Below are 21,940 nucleotides of genomic sequence, written 5' to 3' on the forward strand. Positions count from 1 at the left end.
CGCCCGAGAATTGATCTTACGTCAAACACGGCGTTTATACCGGATATCCGCTGTGGTCGGAGCCGGTATTGGCGTCGGTATCGGTATCGGTATCGGAGTCGAACGCAACGCCGAACTTGCCGGACACGTTGCCGTTGGAATCGATTCCGATACCCACTCCGATCCCGACCCCGCTCGCCTACGTGGGCGAAAACCGGAGGGAAGATAGGATGATCGCCGGGGCAGTGAAGCGAGGGACCGTGGCGGGTGCGGTGGCGATCGTTGCCATGAGTGGCTCGTTAGCGCGAGCGGCGGACTATCCGCTGCCGGGGACGACGCTGTCGATCTCGAACAACGGCAGGACGAGCAAGTTCGTGTGGGTGTCGAAGGACGCGACTATCGCGTTCCCCGCGGCGGCACCGTCCGTTGTCGGAGCGACGCTGTCTGTGTCGGCGCAAGACGGTGACACGGCGACGGTCCTGGCGAAGGGGGTAGGCGGTCGCCGAATCTACCAGAGCGAGTACAGGCTCTCTCTGATGACGTAAACCGGCTGGTCGGAGGTTCCATCCGGTGGCGCGACCACCAATATTTCCCCCGCCGCCGCCGGAATTTACCAACACCTGGTTGGAATCGACACCACCGAGATCTTCAGGTTCCACAACGGCGACGACAACTGGCTGTATTTCCAGAGCGACACGGCCCCGACCTGGGCCCCCATTCCTCACCCACCGTTCTGGCCCCCGACTGACTTTCGGGGCGTTGCGCTGACAAGCGTGCCGGTCATCGACCGTGGGGTGTACCTGTTCGCGACCACCCCGGACAACGTCATTGCCGCCAACTGGTACCGTACCCGCCCGCAAACCGCAGAGCCAGCGTGGCGAGGCTGGACCCCGGTCCTGGGCCTCGATACCGACACGGCCCCCGCCACCGCGACCTTCAATGAGTGCGTCATTCTGATCGCCAAGGGGCTCGACGGCCACATCTACATGAACGTCATGAAGGACCCGTACTGGAACGACTTCTGTGGCTTCTGAAGATGCCGTGAGAGGGAGGGTACTTGACGAGCAGTATTTACTGCAATATGGCTATCCGTATGAAAACCACGTTCGATATCCCCGAGGAGCTGCTGGTGGAGGCCAAGAAGCGTGCGGCCGAGCTCCGCCGCCCGCTGCGCGCACTCGTGACGGAGGGGCTCCGCGCACAGCTCGCCTCGGGAAGCGGACGGAAAGTCCCCGCGACCAAACGCCAGGCCCGTCCGCGTATCCGCTGGGTGACGGTGAAGGGTGCGCTGGCGCCGGGTCTGGACGTGGCGAATCGGGAGCAGATGCACGAGTGGCTCCGGCGCAACCCGTGATCGCAGTCGACACGAACCTGCTCGTGTACGCCCATCGGAGCAGCCTGCCCGAGCATCGGCGTGCGCGGCGCGCCATCGAGCGGGCCAGCGGCGACCCGCGCGGGTGGGGTATCGCGCTTGCGAGCGTCGCCGAATTCTGGAGCGTCGTCACGCACGGCGCCGCTCCGCGCCCGTCGACCGGCCGGGAAGCAAGCGCGTTCCTCGCCGCCCTGGAAACGGATGCGGCCATGCAGGTCTGGGTACCGCGAACGGGGTTCGCGACGCGGCTGCTTCAGTTCGCGTCCGATATGGAGGTGGCGGGCGTACGGGTCTTCGATCTGCAGATCGCGCTCACCGTCTTCGAGCACGGCGCGTCGGAGCTCTGGACGCACGATCGGAGTTTCACGCGCGTGCCCGGCTTACGACTGTTCGACCCGTTGGCCTGAATCCGACAGAGCCATCCCGCTTTGTCCGCGCTGTATACGGGCTGCGAAGGGGCGATCGTAGGGACGAGGGGAATGGCGGCCGCCGCGAGCACGGATCGAGCCGGTGCGTGGTGGCGCTGAACTTCGCGAGCGAGGGGCGCACCGTGCATCTCCCCGGCCTCGGCGGCGCGCACTTGTCGCTATCGACCGACCCGGATCGCAGCGAGGGCGCCCTCGGCGCCGCAGCGGTGCGACTCGGACCGTGCGAGGGGGGGGTGGTGGAGGAGGGTTTGGGGTCTTTGAGGTCTTGGGGTCTTGGGGTCTTGGGGTCTTGAGGTCTTGAGGTCTTGAGGTCTTGAGGTCTTGGGGTCTTGAGGTCTTGAGGTCTTGAGGTCTTGAGGTCTTGAGGTCTTGAGGTCTTGAGGTCTTGGGGTCTTGAGGTCTTGAGGTCTTGGGGTCTTGGGGGACTTTCTCGCTAGTGCCCATGACGTGGCGGTCGTCGCAAGACGATGAAAACGCGGTCCTCTCTGCGGGGTCGGGGTCGGAATCGTTATCGGGATCGAGGGAATCGGATCGATACCGATGCCGATACCGATGCCGATACCGATGGCCGGTCGCCATTGCGCTTGGCCACCCCGGTCCCACTCACCCCAATTTCCCACGGAGAAGAAGATGGAAGACCGGAAACAGGAAACGGAAAACTGGTCAACACAGCGGCAGTCCGATCTGCTGACCGGTTTCCGGTCTCCGGTCTCCGGTTTTCCATTCTTCCGACCTCGCGAAAACGCGGTCGCCCCGGTGACGCACTCGTTTCATGAGCGGCTACACTATGGCGGAGTTCCTCCGGCTCGAGCAGGTACACCGCCGGATAACCACGGCGCAGCTTGTGCACGATCTCGGCGTCGAGATCGTGCTTCTCGTCCCTGGCCTCCCAATACCCGAACGGTACTCGCACGGCGTGCAGCAGAGCGCCGTCGACGTAGCGGCGACCCTTGGCGAGCGTCGCGAGTTCGTATTCCGGAACGAAGACGAGGTCGTGCAAGCGAGCGCACCCTTTCAGCAGATCCTTGAACGCCTTGCGAACAACGCTCTCCCGATGGGTGCGGGAAACCCTGCGCAGGTCTTGCAGTCGATTCAGGTACTACCGAACGGGCGGCCGACTCACGGGGCACCGTCCGGGGCGATCAATCTGAGTTTCGGGAAGTACTCCCGATAGCGGCGCGGATCGCGGGTGAGGAGCGGCAATTCCGCCAGCGCGGATCCTCCTCGAAGATATCGATCAGGACATCGCTGTCCACGAGCACCGGTCCGGAGGTCGGCAGGCCCTTCATTCTCCATCCCCGCGCAGAACTTGCATGATTCGATCGGTTGTCCAGCCCTTGAAGCGGGGGTTGTCGGCCGCGCCGCGGGCCCGCGCGATGGCCCGCTCCCCGCGCGTCGTGGCCTTGCCGCGCGTCCGGAGAATCACCTGCCCGCGGCGGTACTCGAATTCGACCTCGCTGCCGGGCAGCAGGTGCGCCTTCTCGCGAATCTCCTGGGGAATCGTCACTTGGCCCTTGCTGGTGACACGCATGAACATCTCCATCGTAATACCAACCGTCGGTAAGAGTATTACCCTCTACGTCGCCCGGCGCAAGGCGCGCGTGGAGTCGGCCTTGTCGCCCTCGCCAAATTCGAGCCGGGAGTGTATGCACCTTCTCATTTCGTCCACGGAAACGCGGAGGCTTGACCTATGTCGATGCTCGTACGGAGAGTGCCGCTGGCACTCGTGCTCCTCAGCGCGCTCCACCTGCCTGCCGCCCGGGCGTTGACGCCCGGACAAGCTTGCGAGAAGGCCGCCACGGATCGATTGCGTACCTGCGTGGCCGCGGTCGGCAAGCGCACCCTCGCCTGTTATCGCGACACCGGCGCCACATGCACCCCGGGCGACGCAGCGATCGCCACCTCGCTGGCGACCGTCGCGGCGATGGCGATGCTGAAATGCCCCGACACCGCCACGGTCACCGCCGCGGGCTACAGCGCCGCGCTGACCCCGGCCGGTTTGATCGCCCGCCTGCAGGAAGCCTGCAAGAGCGCCATCGCCAGCCTCGAAGCCCGCTCGTTCGGCGGCCCGCACGCGGCAGTTCGCAGCACCAACCCGAGCGATCGGTCCTGTCTCGACTTCGCCTTCACGAAAGGGCGAAAGCACATCGAGTCGGCGCTCCGCACTCAGAGCAGATGCCTGCTGAACGAACACAGAGGTAGGCCGTGCGACGCCACCCGGGTCAACGCCAGGCTTGCCAGCCGCGAAGCGGCAAGCACCACGAGCATCAGCCGCAAGTGCCCCAGTCTGCAGGAGCTGGTTGCCGTCGATGCCGCCACTTTCACCGCGCGCGCATCGGCTCAGGCGCGCGGTCTCGTCGCCACCGCCCACGGCGCGACGGCCCCTCTCACCCTCGATTGCGGCCCCCGCGCCAGCGTGCCCGTGCCGCCACGCGCAACCAACACGCAGGTCGTGCTCAACTCCACGGAGTGGGGAACCCGTTGCGGCGACGGCAGTGACTATGCCTTCAGGCTGCGACTCGCACCGACCGGATCGCCAGTCGAGAAGGTCGTGGTGTACATGCAAGGCGGCGGCGTCTGTTACGACGCCGCCACCTGTGGCTCGCGCGGTTCGGACTATTTCGAAGCGCTCAGCGACGGCATGGTCTCGGGTGGTGCGATGTCGAGCACGGCCTCAACCAACCCGTTCCGCGATTGGACCAAGGTGTACTTGCCGTACTGCACTCAGGACCTGCACATCGGCGGCGGCGCTACGAGCGTGTACGGGGCGCAAACCGTGGAGCGCTTCGGCGCCCTCAACACCCGAGCGAGCCTGCGCTACCTGCGCGACGTGGTCTGGTCGATAATGGACGCCAGCGATCCCGACGGCTTTCGGCCCGACCGCATGACCGTACTTCTCACCGGGGGATCGGCCGGCGGCTACGGCGCCGCGTACAACTATCACTACGCGCTCGACGACCTGCGCTGGGTCCACACCACAGCCGCTCCCGACTCGGGGCTCGGCATGGACAACGGCACGGTCGCCGGAGTCATCGGGCTGGGAGCGGTCATCGCCCTGCCCGACCCGCCCGCCGGCTGGGGGGTCCGGCCCTATCTGCCACCGTACTGCTTCTCGGCCGAATGCACGGAGATCTTCACCAACCTGCTGGTAGCGACGCAGCCTCGCCTGAAGGGGACCCAGGAGCAGCAAGTCCTGACGATCACCAACCAGATCGACAGCGTGCAGGTAGGCACGACGTTCTTCTCGTCGACAGCCGCGTGGGTCAACACGTTGCGCGCCAGCTACTGCGCTATCCAGGGAATGGTCGGCCTGCACAGCTTCCTCGGCGCTCAGTCGACGTCGATCCACGGCATGGTGGCAGGCGGGGAATTCAACACGGTCGCCGCCGACGGCACGCTGTTACGCGACTGGCTGGGCGGCGCGTTTGCCGACCCCGACGGCGTCACCGACCGGGTGGAGTCCGGCACGCTCGGCGTCGACTACCCCGGCGTCAACCCGTTTCCCTGTACGGTGGACTGAGACGGAGCGCACCACCGGCCCGCAGCCCGGTGCTAGCGCCAATGCCGGTCAGTTAACCCTGATGTGACAATAAACCCGGGGTCCGCAGATGGCGCAGATGAACTCAGCGCGGGCTTCGCCCGCAACCCATTGCGGATTGCGGAATGCGGATTGCGGAACTCATGAATCCTTCGTCCGCAATCCGAAATCCGCATGCCGAAATTTGTCTCCTCAACAGAATCTGTGGGTACCTTCCGGCTCGGGCCATAACTCCGCTCTTAAGCGACGGTTCTTTTGCGAAAGGACGCCGGCCATTCTGTGTGCAGGCCCCGGTGCGATGTGGCTCGCCGTCGCATGACGCCCTTTCGGGGGTTCGGTTTTCGGTCTTCGAATCGTTCCCCGGGGCGTTGCCCCGGGTCAAGGCGAGCGCGGACACCGAGCCCTGAAAGGGCGGCTAGAGTTCAGGCCCTCACGCCCCCACGCCCCCAACTCACCCCTTTCGCTCGTACACCTTCCACATGTCGTCGTCGTCGTAGATCTTCTCGCTGTCGTCGGCGGCGTGCATGGCGTCGCGTTCGAAGTCGCGATGGCGGCCGCGGCGGTCGCGGAACTCCCCGTAAAGATCGTGCTGGATCATGGCGCTCATGATCTCGTTGGTACCCGTCCAGATCTGCGCCAGGCGCACGTCGCGCACGGCGCGCTCGATCGGATACACGTCGGTGTAGCCGATACCGCCGGTGACCTGCATCGTGAGGTTGATGGCATCCCAGGCGGCTTCGGTAACGAACTGCTTGGTCTCGGAGACGATGCGGCGCACGTTCGGCGCCCCGACGTCGGCGGCGCGGGCTGCCTGAAAGATCATGGCGCGGCTGGCATCGATCAGCACCTGCGCCCTGGCGATCATGAAACTCACGGCCTGGAACTTGCGTATCGGCTTGCCGAACGCCTTGCGCCGATCGGCGTAGTGCATGGCAACGTCGAGGCAAGCCTGCATCATACCCGGACACGGACCGGCGCTGGTCAGGCGCTCCGGAATCATCATCGTATTGAAGACCAGGGCGCCGCCGTGGAGAGGCCCAATCAAGTTGGCTTTCGGCACCACGACGTCGCGGAACACGACGCGTCCGGTGCCGCCGCCGCGGGTACCCATGAGGCCGTATCGGTACTTCACCTCGACGCCGGGGCCGCGATCGACGAGCAGGGCGCTGATCCGCTCGTGCGGTGGCGCGTCATCGGCGAGGTTGGTCCGCACGTACGCCAGGAAAAAGTCCGCCCCTTCGGCGCCGACGATGAAACGCTTCATGCCGCGCACGACGAAATGGTCGCCGCGGTCCTCGGCACGACTGCTGGCGCCGAAGAAGTCCGATCCGCCACGCGGTTCGGTGAGCGCTTCGGCCGCCACCAGTCGGCCCTGCAGCATGGGCGCGAGGTAACGCTCCTTCTGTTCTTCGGTGCCGAAGACGCTCAGCGCTTCGCCGACGATCGACGGCATGACGTACGAACAGCCCGCCGCCATGCCCAGCACGCCGATCTCCTGCATCGCCGCGCACTCGGCCACCCAGCTCAGGTCCTGGCCGCCGTATCGCTTCGGGAAGCGCAGGCCAAGCAATCCGTGCCGCGCATACCCTTCGTACAGCTCGCGCGGATAATGGATCTCGTCGCGATCCATACGCCGCAGGTATTCCGGATCCACCTCGTCCCGCACGAACTCCCGCGCTTTCAGTTGAACCGCCAGCGCCGCCTCATCGAGCATGAACTCATTCATCGTCGCCTCCGTGCCCTCAATCCCCCAGGACCTCAGGACCCCAGGACCCCAGGACCTCAAGACCTCAAGACCTCAAGACCTCAAGACCTCAAGACCTCAGGACTCCCGATTAATCAAACTCGCCGCCACTCCGGCGCCGAAGCCGTTATCGATGTTCACCACCGTAACGCCGGCCGCGCACGAGTTGAGCATCGCCAACAACGCGGCAAGACCACCGAAACTGGCGCCGTACCCCACACTCGTCGGCACCGCGATCACCGGTCGGTCGACGAGTCCCGCAACCACGCTCGGCAGCGCGCCCTCCATGCCCGCAACGACAACCAGCACGGTGGCTTGACGCAACTGCTCGCGATGGGCGAACAGGCGGTGGATGCCGGACACCCCCACGTCGTGAATGCGCTCGACCCGATTACCCAGCAACTCGGCGGTTACCGCCGCCTCCTGCGCCACCGGCAGATCCGCGGTGCCGGCCGCAACGATCGCAACGATGCCGCGGCCGACCATGGGCGGCGGCGCGTAAACGATCGTCGCCAGCCGTGCGCTCGCGTCGTAAGTCGCGGCGGGGAACGCCTCGCGTAGCCGCGCCCCCTTGTCGGCGTCGAGGCGGGTGACGAGGACATTATGGGCGCCGTCGTTGAGACTGCGGGCGATCTGCACGATCTGCTCGGCCGTCTTACCCTCGCCAAAGATCACCTCCGGAAACCCGGTGCGCAGAGCGCGGTGGTGGTCGACCTTGGCAAAGCCGAGGTCCTCGAACGGCAGCGCTTTGAGCTGCTCGAAGGCCTCGTCGGCACCGAGTCTGCCCGCACCGACGGCGCCGAGGATCTCGCGTAAACGCTCCGGGTTCATTCTAACGCCCTCGATTCGCCCGCCCGCGAGCGCCGGTGAAGTGATCCCATCCGGGCGCCTCGATGCGCAAGGGTCTGCCGGCGTCATCGAGCACGTCGACGCCGCGTCCCCGCACGATGTCACCGACGTGCGTGAGCGGACAGCCGAGTCGCGCCGAAGCGGCATCGACCCGTCGAGCATGCCGCGGAGCGACCGCAAAGGCGAGCTCGTAGTCTTCGCCGCCGCACAGCGCCGGCGTCGGGTCGGTTCCACAGACGCGCCTGTACGCTGCCGACAGTGGCAGGGCAGCGGCGTGCAGCACGGCGCCAACCCTGCTGGCGGCGCACAGGTGGCCGATGTCCTGCACCAATCCGTCGCTGATGTCGATCATGGCCGTGGCGACACCAGACTCTACCAACCAGCGCCCTGCCGCAAGCCGCGGCTGCGGCTCCACGAGTCGCCGCCGCAACGCCGGCGGCGGCCGCCGCGGCGGCCGGGCCTGCAACTCGCGCACGGCGAGCGCGGCATCGCCAACCGTCCCGCTCACGTAGATGCGGTCGCCGGGAAGCGCTCCGGCACGCGTCACAAGGCGGCGCGGCGCCTCGCCGATCAGGGCTACCGACAGGGTAACCTCGGCAGTTCGCGCCACGTTTCCACCGACAACGACGGCACCGCATGCCCGCGCCGCCTCGACAAGGCCGCGTTGAATCGCCTCCAGGGTAGCGATCGGAGTGCGCGCCGGTGTGCCGAGCGCGAGAACGCAGAACCGTGGCCGCCCCCCCATCGCGGCGATGTCGCTGGCGTTGACCAGAAATGCCTTGCGGCCCACCTGCCGCGGGGTCATCCAGCGCCAGTCGAAATGAACTCCCTCGACGAGCGCGTCGACCGTAAACAGAAACGTCGCGCTACGGCAGCAGACAACGGCACAATCCTGACCGGGACCAACCAGAACGCCGGCACCAGCCGGGACTCGTGGCAGCAATCGCGCGAGAAAACCGAATTCGCCGACCTCGCCGATGGTACGGGACCGGGACATCCGTGCCCTGCGATGGCCAGGCCGGTCAGTCTCAACTCGACCGGCCAACCTCGGCGAGTTTGCCGTCGTAGACCTGCAGGACAAAGCCGGGCCGGCTGAGCCCCTCCTCGCCGACCTCGACAAGCCCGGTGGCGCCATTGACGGCACCGACCTCGCGGACTCGCTCGCGCATCGCCGAACGAGAGTCGACGCCGAGCGCCAGAGCGCGCCGAGCCACGGTGGCAACGTCATAGGCCTGCGCCGCAAGGCCACCGGGTTGCCCCCCGTAGGCGGCGTCGTACGCGACCACGAAATCGCGCGTGGCGGGCCGGGTACTGCCGGGATAGAACGACTCGGCGAAAAGGATGCCGTCCGTCGCCACGCCACCGTCAGCGAGAGCATCCCACTGCGCCGCGCCGAGCAACGTCACGTCGGGCATCTCCCGGCGCAGGAAGGTCGCCAGTGCCCGCGCCGGCGCCACGTCGTCGGCAAGGAAGACGGCGTCCAGGTTGTCCTTCTCGCGCCAATCGATCAGACGGCCCCCCGCAACGGCGACGGCATCGCCCCCGGCGGGATAGCCCACCGTACCGACAACGGTCCGGCCGAGATTATCCACGGCATTCGCGATCGCGTCGCGTGCCGTGCGGCCGATCGGCGTATCCGGATACAGAATGGCGAAGCGCCGGATCTGCACGACCGCGGTTGCGTACCGCAGCAACGGACCGAGGAGGTCGACCCGCGAGGCGCCAAGCGATAACTGCGCCGGTCCTGTGTCCGGCGCACCCGGCAGCACGAGCGCCGGAAGACCGTCAACGGGAGCACCGGCCTCGGGATTTCCGGCCGCTTCGAACGGGCCGATGACCGCCACGACATCGGGGTTGCCCCACAGCTTGTCGATGTCCACGCGCACATTCCCGGCTCCCGTGTCCACGAGAACCAGTCGCGATGCGGCGTCGCCGAACGCCAGTCGAATGGCCTGCCATGCCGCTTTGCCGGCGGCTGCGTGGGGGCCGTTGACGGGGAGAAGCACTCCGACGCGGGCGTCGGCCCGGTCGATCGCCGTATCCGGCGGACTCGACGGTAGGGACGCCACCTCCACCGGCTCGACCGGCACCGGCACGGACGGCGCGGCCAGCGGTGTGGGCGGCAGCAGATCCGGAGTCGGCGGCACCTGTGCCGTGGCCGTCGGGGCGGGGGTAACTATCGCCACGACCGGCGAGGTTGGCACGGGCACCTTCACCCGCGCCGCCGGGCTCGACGCCAGAGACGGAACGGGCGCGACGGCGGCCGGTTTGGAGGTCGGTAACTCGGCAAGGTCGGGCGGCGGCGCCCACGCCGCCGCGTCATCATCCTCGGGCACATCCACCCGCTTTGGCGGGGTTTGACCGCGGCGTCCCGAGGCAACTGCGGCCGCCTCGTCATCCGGTTCGTGCAGCGGCTCGGCGATGACCGGGATGGCCGGGCCTTGCGGGTACAACAGATCGCGCACGTCCTCGTTGTCAACGAAAGTCCGGGCTTCGGCGAGCTGTTGCACGTCCATCGCGCGGGCAACCCCCTGAAAGCGCCGTGCCAGTCTCTCCCGGTCTTCGGGCCCCGCCAGCTCCCAGGCATCGGCCCACGCGCGAATGGCAAGCATGTTTCGACCGAGCGCACGTTCAGCATCGCCGCGCAGGGCATCGACCTGCATCCACTTGCCTTCGGGATAGCGGCTGTCGAGATCGTCGAGGATGTAGAGCGTCTGGTCGTATCGTTTCAGGCGGTAGGCAGCCAGAGCGCTCTTGTATTCCGCCACCGCGGTGTACGGCCCGGTCCGCACCTTTTCCAGGTACGATCCATACGCATCGATGGCGCGGTCGTAATCCTGATAGCGAAATGCCTCGTCGCCCCGACGCACGGCCGGGGGCGGCTCCGGCGGAACCCCGCTTATGCTCGGCTGCGGACTGCAAGCTGTAAGCCCGGTACCGGCGACCATGCAGACGGCGACGGCGATCCCGACCCGCAAGGGTAAACGATTCACCCGAACATCTCCTTGACCTTTTCGAAGAATCCCTTCGAAAGCGGGTTTACCTCGTCACCGCTGCTGCGCGCAAACTCTTCGAGGAGTTCGCGCTGGCGCGCCGTCAATTTGCGCGGCGTTTCGATGAGTACGCGGACCAACTGATCGCCACGGCCGCCGCCGCGCAGACTCGGCGCGCCCTTCCCTTTCAAGCGAAACACGGTACCCGACTGCGTTCCGGCGGCAATCTTCATGCGCACTTTGCCTTCGAGCGTGGGCACCTCGATTTCGGCGCCGAGGGTAGCCTGGGGAAAGGTGATGGGCACGTCGCAGACAATGTCGAGATCTTGCCGGGCGAACAACGGATGATCCCGGACGCCGATGACCACGTAGAGGTCACCGGGCGGGCCGCCTCCCCGGCCGGCTTCGCCCTCACCGCGCAGTTTGAGCCGGGAGCCCGTATCGACACCACCGGGGATCTTCACGCTCAGCGACTGGCTGGTCTGCGTCACGCCGGCCCCGCCGCAGGACCGGCATGGATCCTTGACGACGGTGCCCTGCCCCCCGCACTCGCCGCAGGTCTTGGCGATCGTGAAGAACCCTTGCTGAAAGCGAACCTGCCCCGAGCCGCGGCAAGACGAACAAGTGGTGCGCGGCGTACCGCCCCGCGCGCCCGTGCCACCGCAGCCGTCACAGCGACTCAGTCGCGGCACCTTGATCGTCTTTTCCATCCCGAACACCGCTTCTTCGAACGTGATTTCGAGGTCGTATCTCAGGTCCTCGCCGCGGCGGGCACCTCTGCGACCGCGACCGCCGCCACCACCGAAGAAATCGCCGAAGAGGTCGCTGATGACGTCTTCGAACCCGGCCGTACTGAAGTCGAAGCCGCCGGCGCCCTGCTCGAAGGCGGCGTGACCGAAGCGATCGTACTGGGCGCGCCGGTCGGGGTCGCTCAACACCTGGTACGCCTCGGAGGCTTCCTTGAACTTCTCCTCGGCGGCCTTGTCTCCCGGATTGCGGTCGGGATGGAACTTCATCGCCAGTCGACGGTAAGCCTTCTTGATCTCATCGTCGCCGGCGCCTCGGGCCACGCCGAGAACGTCATAATAGTCGCGCTTATGCGCCACCGCTGCCTCCTGTGCGGGCGCTCGTGCTCACCGGACGGCGGTTGCCCGTGCGGCGGGGCGGCAAGTTGCAAGCCCGCTGTGGCCACCGCGTTCCGTGTCGGTCACGCCAGGCGGCTAGAATAGGAAAGCCCTCCCCCGCAGTCGAGGGGAGGGCTTTCGCCGCAGAGCATCTCCGCACCGGTCGGCGCGGCCGATCAGCCTTTGACTTCCTCGAAGTCGGCATCGACCGCATCGTCCCGGCCACCGGGTTTCGCCGACTCGCCGCCGCCGGCAGCTCCACCCGAGGTGTCGGGGCCGCCGCTCTCGGCGCCGGCCGACGCCTTCGATGCACGCGCGTACATCATCTCGGCAAGTTTGTGCGACGCCTTCGTCAGATCCTCCGTCGCCTTGCGCATACCGTCGGCGTCGCCGCCCTCGAGTTCCTTCTTCGCCGCCTCCAGGGCGCGTTCGATGTCCCCCCTGGTTGAGGCATCGACATCCTGTTCGTGGTCCTTGAGGGCCTTTTCGGTTTGATAGACAAGGCTGTCGAGGTGATTGCGGGCCTCGGCGGTCTCGCGCCGTTTGTGGTCTTCGGACGCGTGCAGTTCGGCGTCCTTCACCATGCGCTTGATTTCCTCCTCGGCGAGACCGCTGGAGGCGGTGATGCGGATGGACTGTTCTTTGCCGGTACCGAGATCCTTGGCATTGACGTGGACGATGCCGTTGGCGTCGATATCGAAGGTCACCTCGATCTGCGGCACGCCGCGCGGCGCCGGCGGTATACCGATGAGGTCGAACTGGCCAAGCAGCTTATTGTCGGCGGCCATTTCCCGTTCGCCCTGGAACACACGGATCGTCACCGCCGACTGGTTGTCCTGCGCGGTCGAGAACACCTGGCTCTTCTTGGTCGGGATGGTGGTGTTCTTTTCGATGAGCTTGGTGAAAACGCCGCCGAGGGTTTCGATGCCGAGCGACAGCGGGGTGACGTCGAGAAGGACCACATCTTTGACCTCGCCCTTGAGCACCCCGCCCTGGATGGCAGCCCCGACCGCGACCACTTCGTCGGGGTTAACGCCTTTGTGGGGTTCCTTGCCGAAGAGCTTCTTCACGTGCGCCTGCACGGCGGGCATACGGGTCATACCGCCGACGAGCACCACCTCGTCGACCTGGCTGGCGCTCAGTCCGGCGTCCTTCAGCGCCGTCAGGCACGGACCGTCCAGGCGGTCGAGAAGGTCGGCGCACAGGGCTTCCAGCTTGGAACGCGTGAGTTTTAGATTGAGATGTTTGGGGCCGGTCTGATCCGCCGTGATGAAGGGTAGATTGATGGTAGTTTCGGTCGAGGTCGACAGCTCGCACTTGGCCTTCTCGGCGGCTTCCTTGAGACGCTGCAGCGCCATGCGGTCTTTCCGCAGGTCGATGCCCTGGTCTTTCATAAACTCGTCCGCCAGGTAGCCCATGAGGCGGTGATCGAAGTCCTCGCCGCCGAGAAAGGTATCGCCGTTGGTCGCCTTCACTTCGAAGACGCCCTCGCCGATCTCGAGGATCGAGATGTCGAAGGTCCCGCCGCCGAGGTCGAAGACGGCGATCTTCTCGTCTTTCTTCTTGTCGAGACCGTAGGCAAGCGACGCGGCGGTCGGCTCGTTGATGATGCGCAGCACGTCCAGACCGGCCACGCGGCCGGCGTCCTTGGTTGCCTGACGCTGACTGTCGTTGAAATACGCGGGCACGGTGATGACCGCCTCGGTCACCTTTTCGCCCAGGTAGTCTTCGGCGGTCTGTTTCATCTTCTGGAGGATGAACGCCGAGATCTCCGCGGGGCTGTAGTGTTTGCCGCGGATTTCCACCCAGGCATCGCCGTTGTCGGCTTTGACGATCTTATACGGCAGTATTTTGCTGGCCTTCTCGACCTGGGGGTCGTTGTAGCGGCGCCCCATGAGTCGCTTGACGGCAAAGATCGTATTGTCCGGGTTGGTAATCGCTTGCCTGTAAGCAATTTGGCCGACGAGGCGCTCGCCGGCGTCGGTAAAGGCCACGACCGAAGGCGTGGTTCGCCCGCCCTCGGCGTTCTGAATGACCTTCGGTTCGCCGCCCTCCATAATGGCGACGCAGGAATTGGTGGTACCCAAATCGATGCCGATCACTTTAGCCATGTCTCTCCCTCGCGGGCAGGACTCTCCGATTTGCTTGAGATCCCGCGCTTGCGGCGACGCCGCATCGCCGGGTTAACCACTGGCGCAGCAGCTTGCAACCGCGCCGTCACGTTTTCGCCTTTCGCTCGGCCGGGGCGCTCACGGTCACCAGGGCCGGTCGCAGCAACCGATCGTGCAAGAGATAGCCGCGGTGATGCTGATCGACGACGCGATTCGGCTCGTAGGCATCGGTTTCCACCCGCGCCATGGCCTCGTGGCGCGTCGGGTCGAACGGTTCGCCCACGGCGTCGATGCGGGTTACACCGTGATTGGCCAGCACCTGCACGAGCGTTTCCAGAACCAGGCGTACCCCCTCGCGCAGGGCGGGTTCGTTGCCGGCTTCCTGGGCAAGGGCGCGTTCGAGGTTGTCGACCACCGGCAGCAGTTCGCGCAAGAGCGGCTCCGTGGCAAAGCGCAGGGCCTCCGCCTTTTCCCGCTGCATGCGGCGGCGGAAGTTGTCGAGTTCGGCGCGCTCGCGCAGAAAGCGATCGTAGTTGGCCCTGGCTTCTTCGTCCTTCGCCGCCACGGCGGTCCGCAGCGCCTCGATCTCCGTCTCGGGTACAGGCTGCTCAACGGGAGCGGCCGCCGCCGCCGCGCCTTCCGGGGCGGCGGTCTCGTCCTTGGCCGGAGGTTGGCTCATCGTCTGTAATTTCCTCGATATGGTTGGAAGCTGGCAGGTCTATCGGGCCAGCGGCGCCCGCTCGCAGCTAAGGCTCTCTCGCACCCTTGTCAAGGAATCCACCGGGTGATTTGTTCCCACCCATGACGCCGAGCCTGGCCACGGTGGCGATCGTGCTGCGCAGTCGCCCCTACGGCGAGTCCGACAAGATCGTCACCTTCCTCACGGAGGACGCCGGAAAACTGACCGGCATCGGCAAGGGGGCCCAGCGTTCGCGACGGCGGTTCCCCAACTGCCTCGATCCGTTCACGCGGGTCCGCCTCCACTACCGCACGCGACCCGGCGCCAGTCTGGCCTTCCTCGAGCGCTGCGACCTGCTGCAATCGGCAGGCGACCTAATCGACCCGAAAAAGTTTGCCTACGGCAGTTACTTGATCGAGATCGTCGACCAACTGACGGTCGAGGGCCATCCGGTTAGAGATCTGTTCGAGTTACTCCGGGACGGACTGGACGCTCTGCGTGCCGGGGCGGCGACGGCGAGTTTCCTGCGGGGATTCGAGCTTCACCTTCTGCACCGCAGCGGATACGACCCGCAACTGGCGAGCTGCGACCGCTGCCGCAAGGACGTGGGCACGGCGGCGGCGGTCTTCCTCGATCCGCATCGCGGAGGCGTCGTTTGCGGCCGTTGTAGCGCCGCCGGCCAGGCGCTGGTTCCGGTCACGCCGGCGACCCTCGCTGCCCTGTGCGCCCTCCAGGATACGCCGCTCGCCGAGACGCGATCGCTACCGCTGACCGGCGCCACGGCCCACGAGGCGGGTCAGATCCTCGGCCACCTGCTGGCGCCGCATCTGCAACGCCCGTTGCGGTCGGTGAAGCTGATCGCGGCGCTCGCGAGCTAGGGCCGGGCAAGCCGACGGCCCGCCCGCGCCGAGCCCGGTCACGTCTCCGTGCCGTTGCGGGCCGACCTGACCCAAACGCGGAAGGTACTTCCCGAGCCCGCCGCGCTCTCCACTTCGATGGTGCCGCCCAACATGTCGACGAGGCGCCGAACGATGTAGAGACCGAGGCCGACACCACTGAAACGGCGAGTCACCGAGCTGTCCAACTGTCGAAACGGCTCGAAAATCATGTCGAGGTCTTGCGGGGCAATGCCTATACCCGTGTCCCGGACCGCGATTTCCACGCCGCCCTCTCGCGGTGTCGCCGTAATCGATACGCCGCCGGTGTCGGTGAACTTGATGGCGTTGGTAACCAGGTTCTTGATGACCACCTTCAGCTTGGTGCGGTCGGTGCGGATGGAACGGAGGCGGGCCGGCGCGATCCATTCGAGCGCCAGCGCCGGCTTGTCCTGTTGCAGCGGCTGGGTCTCCTGATCGATTTCGCGCAAGAGCGCGGCGACGTCGACGCTTTGTTCCTTCAGGCTCAGCCGTCCGGCTTCGAGGCGACTGAGGTCGAGGGTGGCGTTGATCAATTCGAGCAACTCGCCCGCGCTGCGGTCGACACGGCGGACGATGTCTGCCTGTTCCGTCGTCAGGTCTCCGTATTCGCCTTCGAGCAACAGGTCGCTGTAGCCCATGATGACGTTGAGCGGCGTCCGCAGCTCGTGCGACATGGTCGCCACGAAGTCCGTCTTGAGGCTATTGGCGCGCTCGAGTTCCTCCACGACGCGGACGTGATCGAGAGCCACCGATCCCAACCAGGCGATGCCCGACAGAATGCGCTCGTCGTAGGTCGACGGGCCGTCTCCCGGCGCTCGGTATTCCGCGGTCTGGAGGCCGATCAGCTCGTCGCCCCGCCGCAGCGCGGCATACGCGGTACTCGACACACCGGACCGGATCGCGAATTCCTGCGGAAGACTGGTCTGCGGATCGTCCCAGACCACGTAAGCCACCTCCCGCATGTCGAGTTTCGCCTCGAGTCCGCCGGCGATCGCCCGGGGCAGGCTCAGAACGCGCAACTCCTCCCAGCCTTCGCGCGAATCGCCGTGTCCGGCCACGACCCGGTACGTTTGCTGCGCCCCGTCGAGAAGCAACGCATGGCTCAGGTCGCAGTGCAGCACCTCGGTGGTCACGCGGCAGAGTTGGCGCAGCAGGTCGGGCCGGCCCAACCCCGCAATGATCTCGCGGCCCACGCGCGCCAGGGCGCCGGACACCTCGGCCTCGCGCTGTTGGGCACGGTAGGCCTCGACCGTGCTGAACCCCATGGCGAGCTGGCGGGCCACGCCTTCGAGGAACTGGAGATCCTGCGCGTCGAAAGGGTCGTCTTCCGCCGCACCGAGAGCCGTTACTGCCCCAACCCCACGCCCCTGCACCACCAGAGGGGCCGCGATCAATCGCTCGAGTTTGAAGCGGGCGGCGATCTCGGCGGAGATAAGATTCTGGGCCTCGATGTCGTTGACGATCAGGCTGTGACCACCGGCAAGCCACTCGACCAGCGGATCGCCCGCGGGAAACTCCAGCTCCGTGGTCGCAACCCGCAGGCTCTCGGGCACGTTGTACATCGCCACCGCTCGGTACGCCGGCCGCAGCGAATCCCAGCAGAACGTGACCATCCTATGGGTCCGCAGAAGCGGGGCGGCGCGACGGTGGACGCGCTCGCAAATCGTCGCCAGGTCGAGACTGCCGGCAATGTCCCCGGCAATCTCCAGCAAGGTCATCTTCTCCTCTTCGGACCGGCGCCGCGCCGCCCGCGCCTTGCAGTCGCGGAGCTCGCGCTCCACCGCGGGTACGAGGCGCGCGAGATTCTCCTTGCTGACGTAATCGTGCGCGCCCGCACGCATCGCCGCCACCGCAAACTCCTCGCCCACCTGACCCGATACGATGATCAGGGGGACGTCGCACCCGAGCGACTGAACGAGCGCGACCGCTTCGGCGCCGCCGAAGCCGGGCAGCACATAGTCGCAGAGAATCACGTCCCAGCGTTCGCGACCGAGTGCCGCACGCAGACTCTCGGCAGTATCGACCCGCTCCCAGGCAACGGCATAGCCGGCCGCCTCGAGGGCCCGGATTAGCAACCATGCCTCGTCCGGCGAATCCTCGACCACGAGCACTCGCAAGGCAGACTGCAAAGGAGATGCGGAACCGTCCACCTGTAATCCGATCGCCGCCATCGCAGTCAAACTAGTACAATCGGCGACCGGCTCAAACCGCAGTTGCAATGTCATTTGCTGTGCCATCCGTCGGTCGCATTGCTCCGGGTAAGCGGTCGTGGGCTCGAATCGACGCGACAATCCCGGCGCACGTCACGAGTTCGCCGCCCCCGACTAGAGCGCACTCACGCTCTGCGGGTTGAGCACTTTTCAAAGAGAAGTCGGAGATTTGGCCCACCGGCCGCCGTGCGTTCGACGAGCTGTTCGCCCGTCCGAACGAGCGGCAATGGAGACCGTGTGATGTCTGGCCGGGCAATTGCTGCAACAGAAATCTCAGAACGGCGGCCGACGGTATGCGGCAGGAACGGCGGCCAGATCGCGAGGCAGGTAATGACAGGGGCCATTGCGGGAGTCTTCCTGAGTCTCGTTACCACTGTGGCAGCGGCAGCACCGGACGCCTGCGACACGGCGGCCCACGGCTACGAGGCGGCGGTTGGGCGGGCGCTGGTGTTGAATGGGATGCTGGCGCGGTTCGACACCGACCGCCTGGCCACCCCGGAAGGGCGTGAAGTCGCACGCCAGTTGTTCGCCCACCACGAACAGGTCGCCCGCCAGGTGCGGGCGGTCATCCTGGTCATGCGGTCCGAGTGTCGCGCGCGCGACGGCTTCGCCGAACTCGATGCCGAATTGCGGCGGATCGAGCCCACTATCGAGAAGCTCGAAAACGAATCGCGCCACCTGCAGATTCTTCTCGACGGCGGCATCGAGATGTAGCCTCCGGCCGCCGGCGGGTGTACGCGCTCGATGCCCGCTGAATCCTCCGGGGCCCGGCTCTTCTGTGGCAAGAGTGCTTTTCGAAATCGCGCCCGGGGAAGCCCCTAACCGACCGCCGCTCGGCGCGGCGGGATCGTCTCCACGGCAGTTCCGTGTTCTGCGGTCAGCGTCGCCATAACCTCGAATAGCCTCGACGCATCGATCGGCTTGGAGACGTAACCGTCCATCCCAGCCGCCAGACAGCGCTCCTCGTCGCCCTTCATCGCATGTGCGGTCATGGCAACGATCGGCAGGTGAACGCCGCTCCACCGTTCCTGCTCCCGAATCGCCGCCGTCGTCTCGAAGCCGTCCATCTCCGGCATTTGCACGTCCATCAGAACGACGTCGAACCGCTCGCGCTCCAGTGCCGCCAATGCCTCGCGACCGTTCGAAGTCACCACCACCGCGTGGCCATGCCGCTCGAGCAGTCGCGACGCCAGTCGCTGATTGACGACGTTGTCTTCGGCCAGCAGGACGCGCAGCGGCCGCGGCTCGGCCGGGTCGGCGGCAGTCGGCAGAGACGATCCCGCCGGGAGGCCGATTCGACCCAGAACTTCCAGCATCGCATCGAGCAACTCGCCCTGACGCAACGGTTTGGTCAGGTATGCCTCCACACCCACGGCACGACAGCGCGCTGCCTCGCCGGCCAGGTCGGCCGACGACAGCATCATGATGGTGGCGGTCGCGAAGGCCGGCACGCGCTTGATACGCTCGGCCAGCTCGAAACCGTCCATTTCGGGCATGTGTACATCGATCAACACGAGCGGGAACATCCTCCCGCCGTTCGCCGCATGCATCAAACAACCCAGTGCCGCCCGCCCGCTGTCCACCGTCGTCGGGCACATCTGCCAGCGGGTCAGCATCTCGTTGAGGATGCGGCGATTGGTAGCGTTGTCGTCGACCACCAACACCGGCAGCTCCCGCAATCGCTCCGCCGGGGCCGGCGAGCACGGGACCGAGGCGGCGGCAAGGGTCGAGATCGTAAAGCGAAAGACGCTGCCGTCGCCGACCGCACTCTCGACCCAGAGGCGGCCGCCCATCATCTCCACCAGGCGGCGCGAGATCGTCAGACCCAACCCGGTGCCGCCGTACTTGCGTGTCGTCGACCCGTCGCCCTGCTCGAAGGCACAGAAGATGTCTTCCCGCTTATCCGGCGGGATGCCAATGCCCGTATCGCGCACGGCGAACTGCAACTGCACCGTGTCGGACGATGCGCCCGCAAACGCATCGATTCTTGCCACCTCGACCACGACCTCGCCGCGCTCGGTGAACTTGATCGCATTACCAACCAGGTTACTCAGGACCTGCCGCAACCGATGCGGGTCGGCCACAATCGTCTCGGGCACCTCGGGTTTCACCTCGACCGCCAGCTCCAGTCCTTTGAGATGCGCGCGCAGCGCGAGGGCACGGACCGCGTCGCCAAGGCAGTCGCGCAGGTCGACCTCGACCGGATCGAGAGCCAGCTTGCCCGCCTCCATCTTGGAAAAATCGAGCACGTCGTTGATGACGGTCATCAACGCGTCGCCGGAGGCCGCGACCATCTGCAAATACTCCCGCTGCTCCGGGTTGAGCGGGGTTTGCAGCGCCAGTTCCGTCATGCCGATGATGCCGTTCATCGGGGTGCGGATCTCGTGGCTCATGTTGGCCACGAACTCGCTCTTCGCCCGGTTGGCCCGCTCGGCCGCCTGGCGCGCCTCTTCGGCCGCTTCCCGGGCGGCCTCCGCCGTGTTCTTGGCCTCGCGCAGTGCGAGTTCGCCGCGCCTGAGTTCGGTGATGTCATGGGCGTTGATCACCACGCCTTGCACGTTCTGGTCGTGGAGCAGATTGGCGGCCGTCGCGCGCAGCACGCGCCACGATCCGTCCCGATGCAGCATCCGTACTTCGTTCGTCTCGGCAAACCCGCGACTCTGCAGCGCCCGCACGAACTCGGCCGCCATCTGCTGCCTTTCCGCGGGATGCACCAGGTCCAGGACACTCCTACCGACGACGGCTTCGGGACTGTACCCCAGCACCCGAGCGATCGACGGGCCGGTGTAGCGGACCGTGCCGTCGGCGTTCAGGACCGCGACCACATCGGAGGCGTCCTCGATAAGCGAGCGGAAGTACTGCTCGCGACGTCGCAAAGCCAGATCGGCAAGTTCGATGCTCGCCAGATTACGCTGCAGCGCGAAGGCAGCGTAAATGGATGCGATCAGCGTGATCGCAAAGGCCAGGAATACGTGATTGACCGCCCCTGCGAGATTGCCCTCGACGGCGTAGAAGTTGCCCAGCGCCGCCGCCCCAGCAATCGCCGCCAGGACGATCTGCGAACGGCCGCCCCAGGGAATCAGGGTGGCGCTGAACATCAGCAGCGGAATGAACAGCAGCGGCGCGCTCTGCACGTCGCCCTTGAGCGTCTCGGTGAGCGCGGTCATCACGCACACCGCACCGACCGCGAAACGAGCCAGCGACAACGTGCGCGACTGCCACGCCGGCCGGCGGATGGCCCAGATCACCGCGAGAATTATTCCCCCGTGCACGACACGGACGGCCATCAATAGCCGCGGATGCGCAAACTCCAGTCCGAACCACCAGTCCCGCGCCGAAAACAGAGCGATTGCACCGAGAACGATCAGCAGGCCGGGAATACCGCGTTCGCTAACCAGCCGATTGGCCTTGGCGCGAATCCGCTCCAGCGCCTCGGCACGAGCCGTGTCGGCCTCCGCGGCGGCAACGCCCTCCGGCGTCACCGGCGCAAGCGATACCGACATCGCCGCCGGGGCACTCAACAGATCGTCGCCGGCCGCAATCGCCGTCGACTCCTCGCCCTCACTACCGCGCACATCTCAGCGGCTATGCACCTGCCATGCCAATGACCAGAGCAATGAAGGCAATCCTGCCACGGCGCGCCAGGTGCGCGCGGCACAACCATATAATTGACGGCTGCTATCGCTTCTGTCCTCCTGACCTCCTGATCCACGATTTCCGAGTCTGCGCGCGCGGCGCGAAGAGATCTTCAGGCCATGGAACGGCTGTGCCCCGCCGTTCGTCCCGAGTAGCCGCCGTCTTCTCAGGCGGCGTATCGAGGGACAGGCTCGGCAGGGGCGAACGGGGAGTTGCGGGCATCGGGGTGCGGGCGGCAGCCCGCGCTAGATTTTGATTTCCGCGTTTGCGCGCATGGCGCAAGGAAATCTTCAGGCCATGGAACGGCTGTGCCCAGCCGTTCGTCCCGAGTAGCCGCCGTCTTCTCAGGCGGCGTATCGA

General features: G+C 66.1%; 18 protein-coding genes and 1 pseudogene. 8 read left to right on the forward strand and 11 right to left on the reverse strand.

All coding sequences use genetic code 11. The annotated features are described in order from the left end of the window. Positions 1–209: 209 nt before the first annotated feature. The 5 genes from L6Q96_21725 to L6Q96_21745 all read left to right on the forward strand — a co-directional run bounded on the left by L6Q96_21725 (position 210) and on the right by L6Q96_21745 (position 2,953). A complete protein-coding gene (locus tag L6Q96_21725) occupies positions 210–524 on the forward strand; it encodes a hypothetical protein (GenBank protein MCK6557170.1) in 315 nt (104 codons plus the stop codon). A 228-nt stretch (positions 525–752) separates the two neighbouring features. Further along, a complete protein-coding gene (locus L6Q96_21730) occupies positions 753–1,013 on the forward strand; it encodes a hypothetical protein (GenBank protein ID MCK6557171.1) in 261 nt (86 codons plus the stop codon). Positions 1,014–1,072: 59 nt separating this feature from the next. After that, complete coding sequence (locus tag L6Q96_21735) at positions 1,073–1,333, forward strand: hypothetical protein (GenBank protein MCK6557172.1); 261 nt, start codon at positions 1,073–1,075, stop codon at positions 1,331–1,333. Next, positions 1,330–1,758 carry a PIN domain-containing protein gene (locus L6Q96_21740; protein MCK6557173.1) on the forward strand — a complete coding sequence of 143 codons (429 nt, stop codon included), beginning with the start codon at positions 1,330–1,332 and terminating at the stop codon, positions 1,756–1,758. Before L6Q96_21735 ends, L6Q96_21740 begins: the two co-directional genes overlap by 4 nt. 793 nt (positions 1,759–2,551) lie before the next feature. Beyond that, the gene (locus tag L6Q96_21745) at positions 2,552–2,953 is read left to right on the forward strand and encodes a hypothetical protein (GenBank protein ID MCK6557174.1); all 402 of its coding nucleotides are present in this window, start codon (positions 2,552–2,554) and stop codon (positions 2,951–2,953) included. Between the two features lie 111 nt (positions 2,954–3,064). Here L6Q96_21745 and L6Q96_21750 read toward each other — a convergent pair whose 3' ends face one another. Next, positions 3,065–3,310, reverse strand: coding sequence for an AbrB/MazE/SpoVT family DNA-binding domain-containing protein (locus L6Q96_21750; GenBank protein MCK6557175.1), 246 nt, complete (start codon positions 3,308–3,310; stop codon positions 3,065–3,067). Positions 3,311–3,469: 159 nt separating this feature from the next. On the opposite strand from L6Q96_21750, the gene L6Q96_21755 reads away from it, so the two are divergent. Then, the gene (locus L6Q96_21755) at positions 3,470–5,299 is read left to right on the forward strand and encodes a pectinacetylesterase family protein (GenBank protein MCK6557176.1); all 1,830 of its coding nucleotides are present in this window, start codon (positions 3,470–3,472) and stop codon (positions 5,297–5,299) included. Positions 5,300–5,768: 469 nt separating this feature from the next. On the opposite strand, the gene L6Q96_21760 is transcribed toward L6Q96_21755, so the two are convergent. The 7 genes from L6Q96_21760 to grpE all read right to left on the reverse strand — a co-directional run bounded on the left by L6Q96_21760 (position 5,769) and on the right by grpE (position 14,817). Continuing rightward, positions 5,769–7,043, reverse strand: coding sequence for an acyl-CoA/acyl-ACP dehydrogenase (locus tag L6Q96_21760; GenBank protein ID MCK6557177.1), 1,275 nt, complete (start codon positions 7,041–7,043; stop codon positions 5,769–5,771). 96 nt (positions 7,044–7,139) lie between these two features. Next, positions 7,140–7,892, reverse strand: a complete 753-nt coding sequence (gene larB, locus L6Q96_21765; GenBank protein ID MCK6557178.1) for a nickel pincer cofactor biosynthesis protein LarB — start codon at positions 7,890–7,892, stop codon at positions 7,140–7,142. Between the two features lies 1 nt (position 7,893). Then, positions 7,894–8,907 (reverse strand): thiamine-phosphate kinase, encoded by a 1,014-nt coding sequence (gene thiL / locus L6Q96_21770; protein MCK6557179.1) that lies wholly within the window; start codon positions 8,905–8,907, stop codon positions 7,894–7,896. Between the two features lie 31 nt (positions 8,908–8,938). Further along, a complete protein-coding gene (locus L6Q96_21775; protein MCK6557180.1) occupies positions 8,939–10,903 on the reverse strand; it encodes an ABC transporter substrate-binding protein in 1,965 nt (654 codons plus the stop codon). Continuing rightward, positions 10,900–12,009: a molecular chaperone DnaJ gene (gene dnaJ / locus L6Q96_21780; GenBank protein MCK6557181.1), complete on the reverse strand. Its 1,110-nt coding sequence runs from the start codon at positions 12,007–12,009 to the stop codon at positions 10,900–10,902. The genes L6Q96_21775 and dnaJ overlap by 4 nt, the downstream gene beginning before the upstream one ends. 194 nt (positions 12,010–12,203) lie before the next feature. After that, complete coding sequence (gene dnaK / locus L6Q96_21785; protein MCK6557182.1) at positions 12,204–14,138, reverse strand: molecular chaperone DnaK; 1,935 nt, start codon at positions 14,136–14,138, stop codon at positions 12,204–12,206. 106 nt (positions 14,139–14,244) lie between these two features. Continuing rightward, the gene (gene grpE, locus L6Q96_21790) at positions 14,245–14,817 is read right to left on the reverse strand and encodes a nucleotide exchange factor GrpE (GenBank protein ID MCK6557183.1); all 573 of its coding nucleotides are present in this window, start codon (positions 14,815–14,817) and stop codon (positions 14,245–14,247) included. Between the two features lie 122 nt (positions 14,818–14,939). Between grpE and recO the strand changes: the two genes are divergently transcribed. Beyond that, positions 14,940–15,695, forward strand: a complete 756-nt coding sequence (recO, locus tag L6Q96_21795; protein ID MCK6557184.1) for a DNA repair protein RecO — start codon at positions 14,940–14,942, stop codon at positions 15,693–15,695. 38 nt (positions 15,696–15,733) lie between these two features. Here recO and L6Q96_21800 read toward each other — a convergent pair whose 3' ends face one another. Both L6Q96_21800 and L6Q96_21805 read right to left on the reverse strand, forming a co-directional pair. Next, a complete protein-coding gene (locus L6Q96_21800; GenBank protein MCK6557185.1) occupies positions 15,734–16,372 on the reverse strand; it encodes an ATP-binding protein in 639 nt (212 codons plus the stop codon). Positions 16,373–17,056: 684 nt separating this feature from the next. Next, a pseudogene (locus tag L6Q96_21805) lies at positions 17,057–17,905 on the reverse strand (response regulator). 369 nt (positions 17,906–18,274) lie between these two features. Here L6Q96_21805 and L6Q96_21810 point away from each other — a divergent pair. Further along, positions 18,275–18,658, forward strand: coding sequence for a hypothetical protein (locus L6Q96_21810; protein MCK6557186.1), 384 nt, complete (start codon positions 18,275–18,277; stop codon positions 18,656–18,658). 104 nt (positions 18,659–18,762) lie between these two features. Here the strand turns inward: L6Q96_21810 and L6Q96_21815 are convergent, their stop codons facing one another. Then, positions 18,763–21,519, reverse strand: a complete 2,757-nt coding sequence (locus tag L6Q96_21815; protein MCK6557187.1) for a response regulator — start codon at positions 21,517–21,519, stop codon at positions 18,763–18,765. Positions 21,520–21,940 lie beyond the last annotated feature (421 nt).

The sequence above is a fragment of the Candidatus Binatia bacterium genome, from assembly GCA_023150935.1.
GTDB lineage: Bacteria > Desulfobacterota > Binatia > HRBIN30 > HRBIN30 > JAKLJW01.